13 protein-coding genes are annotated in these 13,826 nt (G+C 62.8%); 12 read left to right on the top strand and 1 reads right to left on the bottom strand.

Annotated features, from left to right (window positions below; genetic code table 11):
* Window positions 1-114: 114 nt before the first annotated feature.
* From era to C7438_RS03190, 12 genes are all read left to right on the top strand, one after another.
* Window positions 115-1,020, top strand: a complete 906-nt coding sequence (gene era / locus C7438_RS03250) for a GTPase Era (protein WP_121443875.1) — start codon at window positions 115-117, stop codon at window positions 1,018-1,020.
* 242 nt (window positions 1,021-1,262) lie between these two features.
* Window positions 1,263-1,490 carry a hypothetical protein gene (locus C7438_RS03245; protein ID WP_121443874.1) on the top strand — a complete coding sequence of 76 codons (228 nt, stop codon included), beginning with the start codon at window positions 1,263-1,265 and terminating at the stop codon, window positions 1,488-1,490.
* 15 nt (window positions 1,491-1,505) lie between these two features.
* A complete protein-coding gene (gene recO, locus C7438_RS03240) occupies window positions 1,506-2,336 on the top strand; it encodes a DNA repair protein RecO (RefSeq protein WP_147401982.1) in 831 nt (276 codons plus the stop codon).
* Between the two features lie 50 nt (window positions 2,337-2,386).
* Entirely contained in the window at window positions 2,387-3,277 is an 891-nt protein-coding gene (gene glyQ, locus C7438_RS03235) for a glycine--tRNA ligase subunit alpha (RefSeq protein ID WP_121443872.1), read from the top strand.
* 142 nt (window positions 3,278-3,419) lie between these two features.
* On the top strand, window positions 3,420-5,549 hold the full coding sequence (glyS, locus tag C7438_RS03230; protein ID WP_121443871.1) for a glycine--tRNA ligase subunit beta: 2,130 nt from the start codon (window positions 3,420-3,422) through the stop codon (window positions 5,547-5,549).
* 320 nt (window positions 5,550-5,869) lie between these two features.
* Window positions 5,870-6,328, top strand: coding sequence for a MarR family winged helix-turn-helix transcriptional regulator (locus C7438_RS03220; RefSeq protein WP_170143534.1), 459 nt, complete (start codon window positions 5,870-5,872; stop codon window positions 6,326-6,328).
* Between the two features lie 29 nt (window positions 6,329-6,357).
* Window positions 6,358-7,206, top strand: coding sequence for an HlyD family secretion protein (locus C7438_RS03215; RefSeq protein ID WP_121443868.1), 849 nt, complete (start codon window positions 6,358-6,360; stop codon window positions 7,204-7,206).
* Window positions 7,207-7,306: 100 nt separating this feature from the next.
* Window positions 7,307-8,875 carry a DHA2 family efflux MFS transporter permease subunit gene (locus C7438_RS03210; protein WP_211322037.1) on the top strand — a complete coding sequence of 523 codons (1,569 nt, stop codon included), beginning with the start codon at window positions 7,307-7,309 and terminating at the stop codon, window positions 8,873-8,875.
* Window positions 8,876-9,128: 253 nt separating this feature from the next.
* A complete protein-coding gene (locus C7438_RS03205; RefSeq protein WP_121443867.1) occupies window positions 9,129-9,761 on the top strand; it encodes an energy-coupling factor ABC transporter permease in 633 nt (210 codons plus the stop codon).
* A complete protein-coding gene (locus C7438_RS09125; protein ID WP_170143533.1) occupies window positions 9,758-10,084 on the top strand; it encodes a PDGLE domain-containing protein in 327 nt (108 codons plus the stop codon). The genes C7438_RS03205 and C7438_RS09125 overlap by 4 nt, the downstream gene beginning before the upstream one ends.
* On the top strand, window positions 10,081-10,821 hold the full coding sequence (locus C7438_RS03195) for an energy-coupling factor transporter transmembrane component T (RefSeq protein WP_170143532.1): 741 nt from the start codon (window positions 10,081-10,083) through the stop codon (window positions 10,819-10,821). The genes C7438_RS09125 and C7438_RS03195 overlap by 4 nt, the downstream gene beginning before the upstream one ends.
* Window positions 10,822-10,908: 87 nt before the next feature.
* Complete coding sequence (locus tag C7438_RS03190) at window positions 10,909-11,691, top strand: energy-coupling factor ABC transporter ATP-binding protein (RefSeq protein ID WP_121443864.1); 783 nt, start codon at window positions 10,909-10,911, stop codon at window positions 11,689-11,691.
* Between the two features lie 649 nt (window positions 11,692-12,340).
* Here C7438_RS03190 and C7438_RS03185 read toward each other — a convergent pair.
* The coding region (locus C7438_RS03185) for a hypothetical protein (protein ID WP_211322036.1) at window positions 12,341-13,826 on the bottom strand (1,486 nt) is incomplete at its 5' end.

Here is a 13,826-nt window from a genome sequence, read left to right as displayed (position 1 = left end):
CGCGCTTCTCGGGACCGGGGAGGGGAATGGACACGGGCCATCTTTTGAGGGCGGGGAGGTCCGATCCTCCGAAACCGGGGCAGGGCCGCGTGGCGGGGGAAGGGAGGGAGAGGCGTGAACGCTCCGGAGGCGAAGCGGCGTTCCGGATTCGTGGCCGTCGTCGGCCGGCCCAACGTGGGCAAGTCCACCCTCGTCAACGCCGTGGTGGGTTCGAAGGTCGCGATCGTCACGCCTAAACCTCAGACGACGCGCCACAACATCCGCGGCGTGTACACGGAAGAACGCGGCCAGATCGTCTTTGTGGATACGCCGGGGATCCACCGCCCCAAGAGCAAACTCGGCGAGTGGATGAACGAAAGCGCCCGGCGCGTCCTGCGCGACGTCGACCTCGTCCTCTTCGTGATCGACGCCTCCCGTGGTTGGACGGAAGGCGACGCGCGCATCGCCGGCGAGCTCTTCCCCTCGGCGGTTCCCGTTTTTGCCGTCCTCAACAAGATCGACGCCCTGCCGAACCGCGCCCTCGTCCTCCCGCTCATCGAGCGCGTACAGGACGCCGGAGAGTTTCGCGAGATCGTGCCCGTATCCGCCCTGCGCGGGGAGGGGCTCGACCGACTCGTGGACTTGGTTTTCGCTTACTTACCAGAGGGGCCGTACTTTTACCCCCCCGACGTCCTTTCCGACCGTCCCGAGGCCTTTCACGCGGCAGAGATCATCCGCGAAAAGATCCTCCTCTTGACAGAAGAGGAGGTGCCGCACGCCGTGGACGTGCAGATCGAGAGCTGGGAGGAGACGGATCGGCTTCTCTCCCTTTCGGCGGTCATCACCGTGGAGCGGGAGGGGCAAAAGGCGATCCTCATCGGCCGGGGCGGGTCGAAGCTCAAGGAAATCGGGACGGCGGCGCGGCGCGAGCTCGAGGAACGCTTCGGCAAAAAGGTCTTCCTCAAGCTCTGGGTGCGCGTGCGCGAACGCTGGCGCGACCGACCGACGTTCCTCCGCGAGTTCGGCTACCGCGACACGTAAGGGTGCCGACCTGTTTGTTCAGGAAAACATGGGGTGCTATTTCGAGAGACACCGACGCGGCGCGTCGGGGGAACGGGCCCGCCGACGCCGAACCGCCGAAATGGGGAGAGGGAAGCGGAGGGACACGGCGTACCCGGGGCGGTACGAGTTGGCATGGCGCCGGCGGACCGCCGTGGGAAACCTAGATGGGGAGGAAGGGCACGTACAGAAAGGTTCCTCCGGACGAGGAGGGGTGAACGACCGTGTCCAATCCGTATTGGCGTCTCTTCGAGCGGACGGGTCTCGTAGAGTCGTACCTCCTGTACAAATACGCCGGCCGTTCAGCAAGGCTTGCCTCGAAGGCGGGCGAAGATTCCCGGGGGGAACTCGTGGAATTTGCCGAGGAGTACCCCCGACCGAGACGGAAGGTAGGGCGGACAGATCGGCCAGAAGGGCGGGCGGAGCTTTTGCCGCCGGATGCGGACGCCTGACGGGGAGATCGCCCCGTGCGGCGAAAGCGGCGCGCGCCGGGGAAGGGAGCGAGGGAGATGAAGGAGGGGGAGCAGGGCGTCGTCCTCCGCGTTCGCCCGTACGGGGAGCGGGATCTCCTCGTCGTGCTCTTCGGCAAGACCCAAGGACGTCTCCCGCTCATCGCCCGCGGCGGACGCAAGCTCGGGTCGCGGGTGCATGCGGTCCTACAACCGTTTCGCGTCGTCGAAGTCCGGTACCGGAAGACGAGGGAAGTGGGCACGGTCACACAGGCGGAACTCCTCGAACGTTTCCCTCCCTTAGAGGAAGACCCGGTGCGTTTCGCCTGGGCGGCGTACGGCGCGGAACTCCTCGAGCACGTGGGCGAGGACCGGGACGCGCGTCCTTTGTACGACGTCTACCTGTGGTACCTGCGCCGGCTGGCGGGGAACGACCCGCCCGAACTCGTCGCGGCCTACTTGGAGCTCGCGACGCTTCGCGCCCAAGGGCTCGCCCCGGAACTCCACCGCTGCGCCCGCTGCGGCCGAGAAGACGTCCCCCTCGTCGCCTTTTCTTCCGAAGCCGGCGGGGCGGTGTGTGCCGACTGCACCCCCTTGCTCTCGGACGCCTACCCGCTTTCCTCGGCGGCCTTGTACTTTCTGCGCGCCTTCGCCCAACTCCCTCCGGGGCGCATCGGCCGCCTCACGGCGAAGCCGGACACGATCGACGAAGTTGCCCGCCACATGGACGTCTTTTTGGCCCATCACTGGCCGGCACCCCTACACGCGAAGCGCGTGGCGCGGGAAATTTCCCGTCCGCTCCTCGTCGCGGGAGAGGAACCCGAGAGCGAGACGGCGAAAGAGACATAGACGAAGGCGCAGGTTGCGCCGAGACGTTACAGAGACGGGGAGGCTTTCCCATGGGTCCTTCGTTTCAGGAAATCGTCCTCGCCCTGCACCGCTTTTGGGCCGGACAAGGGTGCCTCCTCGTCCAGCCCCACGACGTAGAGGTCGGAGCGGGGACGATGAACCCGATGACCTTTCTTCGCGTGCTCGGGCCGGAGCCGTGGCGCGTGGCGTACGTGGAGCCGTCGCGCCGCCCGGCAGACGCCCGCTACGGGGAAAACCCCAACCGCCTGTACCAGCACCACCAGTACCAGGTGATTCTCAAACCCGCTCCGGAAGACGTCGTCGACGTATACCTGGAGAGCCTCCGCGCCCTCGGGCTCGACCTGGGGGAACACGACGTGCGCCTCGTGGAGGACAACTGGGAGGCGCCGACGCTGGGCGCGTGGGGCCTCGGGTGGGAGATCTGGCTCGACGGGATGGAGATCACCCAGTTTACGTACTTTCAGCAGGTCGGGGGACTCGAACTCAATCCAATCGCCGTGGAGATCACCTACGGACTCGAACGGATCGCCGCGTACCTCCAGGGCAAGGACGACGTGTTTTCCGTAGAGTACGGCGCCGGCGTGACGTACGGCGAGATCTTCCGCACGGCGGAGTACGAACACTCGAAGTACTCCTTTGAGGTGGCGGACGTCGGACTTTTGGGCGAACTCTTTGCGGCGTACGAACGGGAGGCGCGGCGCACCTTGGAGGAAGGACTCGTCCTACCGGCGTACGACTACGTCCTCCGCATGTCCCACACCTTCAACGTGCTCGACGCGCGAGGGGCGGTTTCCGTGAGCGAACGGGCGGGGCTCATCGCGCGCGTACGCCGCCTCGCCAACGAGGTGGCCCGCGCGTACGTGGCCCAACGGGAATCCCTCGGGTACCCACTTCTTCGGGCAGAAGCGAAGGGCGCGTGATGTTCCGGAAAATGCGATCCGGAACGGTGCACGGCGTACCCCGTGTGGACTTCCAGTACCCGAATCCGGGCGGGCGAGCACCTGAAAGTCCCCCGCATCGAGCGGTTTCCCGTAAGGCAACCGAAGAAGGAGCTGGCAACCGGTGGGCAGGACCTTTCTTTTGGAGATTGGCGTAGAGGAACTTCCCGCGCGCCTGATCGACGCCACGCGCGAAGAACTCCTCAGGCGCATCCTCGCGTACTTGGACGACGTGCACCTGCCGCACGGCGAAGCGCGGGCGTACTCGACCCCTCGCCGCCTTGCCGTGCAGATCATCGACGTGTCCGAATACTCCCTTCCGCGCGAAGAGGTGCTCCGCGGGCCGCGGCGCGAGGCAGCGCTCGCCCCAGACGGATCCTGGAACGAAGCGGCGCGCAAGTTTGCCGCGTCGCGTGGGATCGCCCTAGAGGATTTGTACGTCGCCGAACAGGGGGGCGCGGCTTACGTCTTTGGCGTTCGCCGCGAGCCTGGCCGTCCGGCACAAGAGCTCCTCGCCGCCACGGGCGAGGTCGTGCTCGGCCTACCCTTTCCCAAGGCGATGCGCTGGACGGAGGCGCCCATCCGGTTCCTCCGTCCGATTCGCTGGGTCGTCGCCCTCTTCGGCACAGAGGTGCTTCCCCTGTGCCTCGGCCCCGTCTGTGCAGACCGAAAGACACGGGGGCACCGCGTCCTCGGCGGGGAGGGAGAGATTCCCGCGGCGGACGCCTACGCGGACGTCCTCCGGGAACTCTTCGTCCTCGCCGATCCCCGCGAGCGGCGGGAGGCGGTGGAGGGAGAGATCGCCCGCGCCCTCCGCACGCTCGCGGAAGCCGTGGGGGCGGAACAGGCGGCGGAAGTCGCCCGCGACCCCGACCTCCTCGCGGAAGTGACGAACCTCGTGGAATGGCCCTCGGCCCTCGTCGGGCACTTCGATCCCTCTTTTCTCGCCGTTCCCGACGTCGTCCTCGAGACGACGATGCGCGAGCACGTGCGCGTCTTCGCCGTGCGCACCGCGGGCGGTCGCCTCGCCCCGTATTTCGTCGCCGTGCGCAACGGTGCCGGCCGGGGAGAAGACGTCGTGCGCCGCGGGTTCGAGCGCGTGATCCGCGCCCGCCTTTCGGACGCGCGCTTTTTCTACGAAAGCGACTTGAGGTACCCGCCGGAGGCGTACCTCCCGCGCCTCGAAGGCATCGTCTTTCACGAGCGACTCGGAAGCGTGGGGGACAAGGTTCGCCGCCTCGTCCGCCTTGCGGACGACCTCGCCGAAGCCCTCGGGTTTTCTCCCGAAGGGGCAGCCGTCCTGCGCCGGGCGGCATCGCTGGCGAAGTTCGACCTCGCCACCCAACTCGTAAACGAGTATCCGGAACTCGAAGGCCGGATGGGGGAGATCTACGCCCGCCACCACGGCGAACCGGAAGAAGTCGCGAGGGCCATCTTCGAGCACCGCCTCCCCCGAGGGGCGGACGACGAACTCCCCGCAACCCCCGCGGGTCGTTGGCTCGCCGTATTCGACCGCTTGGACACGCTCGTGGGCTTCTTTTCCGTGGGAATCGTCCCCCGCGGATCCGAAGACCCCTTTGCCCTTCGAAGGGCGGCCAACGGCGTCGTCCAGATCCTCCGGCAGATCGGACGCGAAGGGAGCCGCGTTGTGGGACTTTCCGCCCTTCTCAAGTCTGTCGCGTCGGCGTACGCCGCCTTCGGGCACGTCGTGACCGAGGCGGTGCTCGACGAAGTCCACGGCTTTCTCGCGCAACGCCTGCGCGCCGCCTTGGAAGAAGAGGGCCTTCCCTACGACGTGGTCCAGGCGTCCCTCGAGGCGGACGCCGGCGAGGACGGGCTCGTCGTCCACGAAGCCGAAGAGCGCGCACGACTCCTCGCGCGCTTCAAGGGCGAGGAAGACGCGAAGTGGACGATCGAACAGTGGGTGCGGACGACGCGCATGGCGCGCAAAGGCCGCGAGGAAGGGTACCTCGCGGGATCGCCCCAACCCGATCCGTCCCTCTTCCGCCAGGGTGCGGAGGCGGACCTGCATGCTCTGTGGCGGGAACTTCGGGAGGACTGGGGGACCTTGACCTGGGAGGGCCGACTTGCGCGCCTCCGCGGCCTCGCCGAAGCCATCGACCGGTTCTTTACGGACGTCCTCGTCATGGATCCCGATCCGGACGTCCGTCGTAACCGCCTCGCCCTCGTGGCCGGCGTGGCCGACCTCATACGCCGCTTCGCCGATCCCGAGCGTCTCGTCGTCGGAGGGTGAACCCGTCGAGGGCCTTGCCTCCGAAGCGGTCCTGCCCCCTCCGGAAACGAAAGGTCGGGGAGAGGAAACGTTCGGGGAGGTGCACGCCCGCCTTTCCCGGCGCCCCGACCGCCCGGCATCCGTATCCGGAGAAGGACATTCCCGGGGAAGGCGTATACGAAAAGCCTCCCGGCGGAGGCGTGCGCCTCCGCCGGGCTTTTTTCTGAGCGGTCGCTTCGCCCGCTTCCCTTGACAACCGCCGTGGGGCGGGGCATAATGGTTGGCGTTCGGTTCGTTCGTTTAGTTAACGAACAGTATGGACGCGAAGGGAGGGGGAGGTGGTGGATCGGGGGCGGCAAGAATACCTGGCAGAGTTCTACCACCTGCTCCGCAAGGTCGGTCATCGGATCAAGCAGGAAATAGCCCGCGAAGTTCAGGAGATTTCGTTTGCCGAGCTGGCCATCCTTCGGTACGTGCTGGAGCACGGGCCGGTGTCTGTAGGGAGTTTGGCCCAAGGGTTTTCCGTGAGCAAGAGCTTCGTCACGGCTACGGCAGAAGGGCTCGTGCGCAGGGGATACGTAGAAAAGGAGGTCGATCCGGGCGACCGCCGCATCGTCCGCCTTCGGGTGACGCCGGACGGGGAGAGGTTCTACCGAGAGATCGAGAGGCGGATCGCCGCACGCTTTGCGGAGATTTTGGAGAAGCTGGGGGAGGACCTCCTCGAGAGTTGCGTTCGCAGCCTTAGAATTCTCGACGAAGCGTTGGGTCCAGGAACTTCGGACGCGGAACGCGGAGTATAACGGGTTGAATCTGCAAGGGAGGGTGCGCGATGTCGAAGTCGTGGGCCAAAGTGGCGTGGACGGTGGCCATCCTTCTCACGCTTGCGGTGGCGGTAGTCGGTGCGTACTACGGAATCCACCTCTACAAGGAACGAAGCACCTACGTACTGGTGAAGGATGCCAAGGTAGACGGGACGAAGATCACGATCGTCGCACCGCAAAACGGCAAGCTCGTCGAGTTCACGGCGGAGGTGGGGAAGACCTACAAGGCCGGCGACGTCCTCGGGTACGTGTGCTTCCCGCAACAGACCCCCGGCGCGGGGGCGGCGGGAGCCCCAGGCACGGTTCAGTCCGGCGCGCCGACGTCCGGCGGGACGCAGTCCCCTTCCGGAGCGCCTTCCGGCGGTGCGCAACCCGGAGCTCCCCGGGCTTCCGGTCAGCCCGGTGCCGCGCAATCCAGCACTTCCGGGGCTTCGGGGCAGGCCGCAGGCGAGGTTGCGCGCGTGCGCGTGCCCATCACGATGCCTCAAGACGGGACGATCGTCCTTCGTTCTCAAGAGGAGGGCTCGCTCGTCGGGGCGGGGACGCCCCTTGCCTACGCCTTCGACTTTTCGAAGCTGTACGTCCGTGCCCTCGTATCCGAAGCGGATTACCCCGACGTGGCCGTGGGGAACGACGTCGAGGTCTGGCTTACGGCCTATCCCGGGACGAAGCTCCAAGGGAAGGTTGTGGAGAAGGGGCTGTACACGGAAGGCATGTTTTCCCTTCTACCCACGCTTCCCGGGACGGGCGAGACTTCGGAGAAACTTCCCGTTCGGATCGAACTCAGCTCGGTGCCGCAAGACGTCCAGCTCGTCCCCGGGCTCTCGGCGACGGTAAAGATCGCGCGCAGCCGCTGAAGGGCGGTCGCGCAGCCCTGGCGCAGGCGCGCGAGGCTGAGGTAAGCGCCCTTTGTCTCAGAGGCGCATCGGGAATGGGAACGGGAAGGGAGGGGTTCGCGTGACCGTGGTGCAGGGGGCGTTCGAGCGCCCGCAGGACCTTCCGGCCTCACCGATGAAGATCATGTTCGTGTTCATCCTTGGGGCGTTTTTCGAGTTCCTCAACCAGACGCTCATGAACATCGCGCTTCCCCACATCATGCAGGACTTTGACATCACCGCTTCGACCGCCCAGTGGCTCGTGACCGCGTACCTCCTCGTAAACGGCGTGCTCGTGCCGATCAGCGCCTTTCTCATGCACACGTACTCGACGCGCTCGCTCTTCCTTACGGCGATGGGGGCCTACTTCGTGGGCTCCCTCGTCGCCGGATTTTCTCCGACCTTTCACGTCCTCCTTGCGGGGCGCGTCCTTCAGGCGGTGGGCGCCGGCCTCATGATGCCCCTCATGATGGCCGTCTTCCTCACGATCTTTCCGCCTGAGCAACGCGGGAAGGCGATGGGCGTCATGGGCCTCGCCCTCATCCTCGCCCCCGCCCTGGGGCCCACGCTTTCCGGCTGGATCGTCGAGTACGCCCATTGGCGGATGCTCTTCTTTCTCTTTTTGCCCTTTATCCTCGTGGACATCTTCCTCGCGGTGCTCTGGCTCGGTCCCATCATCCCGATCACGCGACCCAAGTGGGATCCGCTCGGCGCGTTTTTTGCCGTCGTAGGGTTTGGCTCCCTTCTCTACGGGACGAGCGAGGCGGGTACCAAGGGATGGGGCGATGCGGAGGTTCTCACCACCATCGTCCTCGGAGTGCTCTTCGTGGGGTTTTTCGTCCTCCGTTCCCTCACCCAGGACACCCCGCTCCTCGAGTTCCGCGTCTTCCGCTCTCCCGTGTTTACCCTCGGTCTCCTCATTGGCTCTTTGGCCACCTTTGCCATGTACTCGGCGATGGTACTCTTGCCCCTCTACCTCCAGACGATCCGGGGCTTTACGCCCCTCGAGGCGGGACTCCTCCTCCTTCCGGGATCGCTCGTCATGGGGCTCTTTTCTCCCGTCGCCGGAGCGCTCTTCGACCGCTTCGGTCCGCGCCCCCTCGCCTTTTTCGGGTTTCTCATCACCCTCATCACGACCTATGCCTTCTCCCACCTCACCTTGGAGACCACGTACGAACACCTCATCTGGCTGTACACCCTTCGCGGAATCGGTCTCGGGTTCTACATGATGCCGCTCATGGCCGTGGGGATGAACTACCTCCCGCAGTCCCTCCAGAGCCACGGCACAGCGATGCAAAATACGATCCGCATGGTGGCAGGTTCCGTAGGGACGTCCTTTCTCGTCACGGTGATGTCTCAGGCCACCAAAGCCCACCTTGGCTCTTCGGCGGACGCCCTTTCTGGGCCCGTGCGTTCGGAAATCTTCGCCCAGGTCGTCCACGGGATGGCGAGCCTAGGTGTGCCCATTCCCCTTGCGCAAAACGCCTTGAGCCTTCAGCTCTTCGGTACGGTACAAAAGGCGGCCTTTGTCGCCGGGATCAACGACGCCTTCCGCGTCTCCTTTTGGATCCTCTTCGTACCGCTCTTCCTCACATTCCTCCTTCCGCGCCGCGCACGCCCGGAAGTTCCTCCGTCTGAGCTTTCCACGTGATTCCGTACCTTCTCGTCGAGTTTCCTCGAAAACGAAAGCCGGGAAGACACTTGAGCTCGGGCCTCAGAGCCCGGGCTTTTTTGTTTTCCGGGCGAGTATGGGGGCGGGAGTGTCTTTTTTTAGGCTAGGGAATGAGTACGTTGAACGGACCTTTTGTACACGACCCGCACCTCGCGCATTGCATTCGTGCCACGGCGGGTGTAAAGTTGGAGGTGGAAGGTTTGTGAACTTTTTGTGACAGGAGGGATGTGTCGTGCACATCCCCGACGGGATCCTTTCGCCTCCGGTGCTCCTCGGCGCGGGAGCGCTTTCTCTGGGCGTACTCGCCGTTGCGGCGCGCAAGGTGGGGCGGGAGCTCGATGCCGAACGCCTTCCGGCGATGGGAGCGACGGCGGCCTTCATCTTCGCCGCACAGATGGTGAACTTCCCGCTTCTCGGTGCGGCAACTTCCGGCCACCTTTTGGGCGGCGCCTTTGCGGCGATCATCTTCGGCTTTTGGCCCGCGACGCTCATCATGTCCACGGTGCTCGTCCTGCAGGCGCTCCTCTTTCAAGACGGGGGGATCACCGCCCTCGGGATGAACATCCTAGACATGGCGATCGTAGGCCCACTCGTCGGCCGGCTCGTGTACGACGCCCTAGGGCGCATTTCCGTCCCGGTCAAGGGGTTTGTGGCCGGGTGGACGAGCGCTGTGGCGGCGGCGGCAACCGCTGCCTTGGGTCTTGGGCTTTCCGGGGTCGTCTCCTACGCCCTTGCCTTTCAGGCGCTCCTCTACTGGCACGCCCTCATCGGGATCGGAGAAGGGTTGATCACGGCGGTCCTCCTACCCTTCGCCTTTCGCACACACTTCGGCGCCTCGGGGTACGCGGGGGGGATGCGCCCGTGAAGCGATGGGTGTGGTGGCTCGTCATCGCCCTCGTCGTCGGCGGCCTGTTGTCCCTCGTTTCTTCCAACTATCCGGACGGATTTGAGACCGCCGGAGAACAGCTCGGGTACATGGAGCGGGCGCGCGAGGTGTTTCACGCCCCCTTTGCGGAGTACCAGATTCCCGGGCTCCCCGAAGGGGCATCCACGGCCGCGGCGGGAGTGTTGGGCGTCCTTCTCGCGTTTGGCGTCTTCGTCGGCGTAGGTCGGCTTCTCGCCCCGCGCCCGGGGGCGGATTCGGACGGACGCCCCGCTTCGAACGGGAGGAGTTCCGAAAAACCGTGATCCAGGAAAACCGGAGCGTCCTCCGACACCCCCCGTACCGCGTCGCTTTGGTCCTCCTCGCCGCCTTTCTCGGGGTGAGCGTCCGCACCCCCGTCGCGGGGGCCGCGTTGGATCTCGGTGCGGCCCTCCTTTTCTTTGCGGAGGTAGGGCGGCAGGGGATCCTGCAAAGCTCCCGCCGCCTCGCGGTGGTTTTGCCCTGGATCGTCTTTTTCTTTATCTTTTTTCCGCTCCTCGCGGCTACGCCCGCGGCCGGGCTGGCCCAGGCGGCGCTGTACGGGACACGCCTCGCCTTTGTCGCTCTCCTACTCGCGTGGCTTTTCGCCCGGACGTCCCTCGACGACGTCTTTCGCGTGCTGTCCTCGTGGCGCGTGCCCGACGTCTTCGTCCTCCTCCTCGCCTATACCGTGCGCTACGGGGAACATCTGGCGGAGGAAGCGGCGCGCATGCGTCTCGCCCTTCGGGCTCGGGGGTTCCGCGAAGGGCGGTTCTTTACCGTGAGCGCCACCCGTACCCTCGCCCGTCTCCTCGGCGCTCTTTACTGGCGCACGGAGGCACGCAGTCGGCGGACGGCGTTGGCCCTTCGGGCCCGCGGGTTTTCCGGGCGTTTCCTCGGGCGCCCCTTTCCTCCCGCGCTTCCCGGGGAGGCGTTGCGCTTCGTCCTCCTCGTTGCCGTGGTGCTCGCGGTGGTGGTGTGGGATTACGCGGGGGTCATAGCCCTTACGCTTTGGCGGCGTTGAGTTCGGAAATCGGAGTTTGAGGCGGTTCGGGCGGTTGCCCGACCCAGAGGGCGGGCGGTCGCCCGCCGAGAAAGGAAGTCGAGCGGTGTGGTGTCCGTTGCGGAGTATTCGGTTGCGCTGTCCGAAGAGCTCTTTCGCGTAGAAGGCGTGCACTTCCGCTACCGAGAGGGGTCACCGTGGGCCCTTCGCGGCGTGGACTTCGTCTTGCGGCGACGAAGGCGCGTCGCCTTCGTCGGAGCCAACGGTTCGGGCAAGACGACGACATTCTTCGTCCTCCGCGGTCTCTTTACGCCCGAGAAGGGACGCGTCGCGTTTCGGGGCACGGAGGTCTATCCCGCACCCACCCTTCCGGCACGGGAACGGGAGAAGCTCCTGCAGAGCGTCGGGATCCTCTTTCAAGACCCTGACGACATGCTCATCTCTCTCACGGTGCTCGAAGACGTGGCCTTTACGCCTTTGCACCGAGGCCTGCCCTGGGAAGAAGCGGAACGCCGGGCTCGCGCTGCCCTGGCGCGGCTGGGCATCGAATCCCTCGCCGACCGCCCGCCGCGGGAGCTCTCCTTCGGACAGAAGAAACTCGTCGCCCTTGCCGGCCTCCTCGCCGCCGAACCTGAAGTTCTCCTCCTCGACGAACCCATGGCCTTCCTCGATCCCCGGGGTCGTCGTCTCCTCTTGGCCATTCTCGAGGACCTCTTTGCCTCTGGCGTAGATCTCGTTGTGGCCACGCACGACATGCGTTTCGTCGCCCGTTGGGCGGAGGACGTGGTCGTGCTTTCTGAGGGCACCGTTCTCTTCCGGGGTTCGCCTGCCGAGCTCTTCCGACGCGACGATGTCCTCGATGCCGCAGGTTTGGAGGATCCCGGCGTTTGATCGGAATGGAATGCCAACTGTACTACCTCGCTTGGTTTTCCGCATGCCGAGCTGACGCAGGATCCGGTTTTCGCGCGCCGTTGTGGGTTAGAGGTTACGATCTGGCAGAGAGATGCTATCGGCGCGCCTGTTTGCTATGCCAAGGAAAAGGGATACAAGAGCTAAACTCTACCGGCCTGAGAGTTGTACATCGCTAGGACTCTCCCGCCGGAACACCCCCCTTTCTTTTTGCACAGTCGTCGATCTCCGATCGTTCGAAAAAACCGGTCCGTTGCGATCTATAGGATTCTTTGTATAATGTTTTGGTAATTTTTAGGAGAAATACACACAAGAATATTATTATTGATTAAAGAAACGTTAAAACTTTGGTTTCCACGTACATCGAGATACGTAAATCCTTTCAATTTATTTATTTAAAAAAATCATCTCAGTTGTAGCTAAGTGCTTATTCGGTTTAAAAAAGCAGTTCTGGACTCGCATTTCCAGTAGAAAGATGCACCCCCACTAGCTCAGCATTAGATGGAACGGGCCATACAAACATAGATAAAAGCGCGTCTATAACAAACAAAATAGCAATGCGCTTTCTTAACATTAAATACACCTCCCAATGAAAATTCGCCGCCGATAAACTGGCGGCGTAGTCAAAAACTTAATTAAAAGGGTAACCTGTGTAAGAAAAACCGTACTCTCTTGAAAATCCCTTTGGATCCTTCTTCCATTCCGGGTTGTTCTCGTACGGGAACTTGATTGGTCCGTTGTACTCTTTAATTCCAGTGAACGGAGGCGCAAGAAGTACGAGACGTTCTCGTAAGCTGTAGTTGTAAGTGTATAATCCTTCTTTTTTCCTGTTGAAATCTTTGAATCCTGTCCAAGCTACGTTCCATTGCTTTTCTATCTTTTCTTTTGTCTCTTCGGGTTTTTCTTTTAAGAATTTTTCTGCGAGTTCCGGTTGTATTTCTGCTTGTGTGATAAACATTCTTATCGAATCAAAAGCGCGCTCAGAAAGTTCAAACACAAAGTCACCACCGTAGTAATAACGCACAAATGTATTCGGAATTCCTTTCTTCGGTATCGTAGCCTCAAACACCACCTTGTTGTCCATGGGATCATAAGCGTGAATGTACTCCTCATTCTTAGTCCAACGTATCCATTCCATTGGCGTCCTACGAGGAAAACTATCCGCCAAACGGATCAACACAGGCTGACGGTAGCGAATGAGATCCTGCAAGTACTGCTCGTTTTCCTTATTCGCAGGAAGCATCGGCGCCGTGTTCTTATCGTACCACGGAAATCCCGACCAAAAGCGGTTCAGAATGAAGCTCTCGATCGGATTCGCAATGTGCACTCGAAAAGACTCACGGTGACCCACAGGACGGAACGTGAACTCCTTGAGGTGGCCCTTTTCATCGAGTTTGTAATCGAGGAGAATTACTCTAGAGAATTCACCAGTAGAAAAACTAAGAGGGGAAATCCATTGAACATCTGGGCTCAACTGATCCCAAAGAAGTCCCGCTTCTGGATCGTAGGCATCAGGTGCATCTTTTAGCGGCTTCCCACCGGTACGCTGAAGGAACTCTGGAGACCAAGCTATGGGATTCTCATCAGGGCTCACAGAAGAGACAGCATAACGTTCCATAAACGCCTCTTCTACGCGGCTCCCAGGGATAGGACCTTTGTAATAATCAGGGCCAAGATACTCAAAACGAATGCGGTCGATGTAAGTCTGTGGATCGTAGTAGCCTTTGACAAAGGATGGCTTTTCAGTAAAACCGACCAAGGCATTCCAGTCAGCCCTAGGTTCCGTAACAGGATGCGCCGCACCATCCATAGCAGGAATCATTGCATGAGACATCAGGAACTCCTTAGAGCTCTGCGGCTTGAGGTTTTGCTTCCGCTCCCGTTCCTGGTACTCCTTAATCTCTTCCGAAGTCGGAAGCTCCCGCAAAGCCCAAAGCGACTTAGAGTAACGCGTCGGAAGCCAATCTGCGGGCGGACGGAGCTTATCCGCGAGGCAATCGCAGTACGGCTCCTCCACGCCAGGGGGGAGAGGGTTTTTCGCGGGCTGTACCTCTTCGGAAGCGGCGATGCTTGCCGTGAGGTCTTCTTGGCGCGCCGCGTCGTCGACGTGCTTATCC

Source organism: Brockia lithotrophica, from assembly GCF_003633725.1.
Taxonomy (GTDB): domain Bacteria; phylum Bacillota; class Bacilli; order Thermicanales; family DSM-22653; genus Brockia; species Brockia lithotrophica.
Note: the sequence above shows the minus strand (reverse complement) of the source record. Positions and strands in the feature narration are given on the sequence as shown.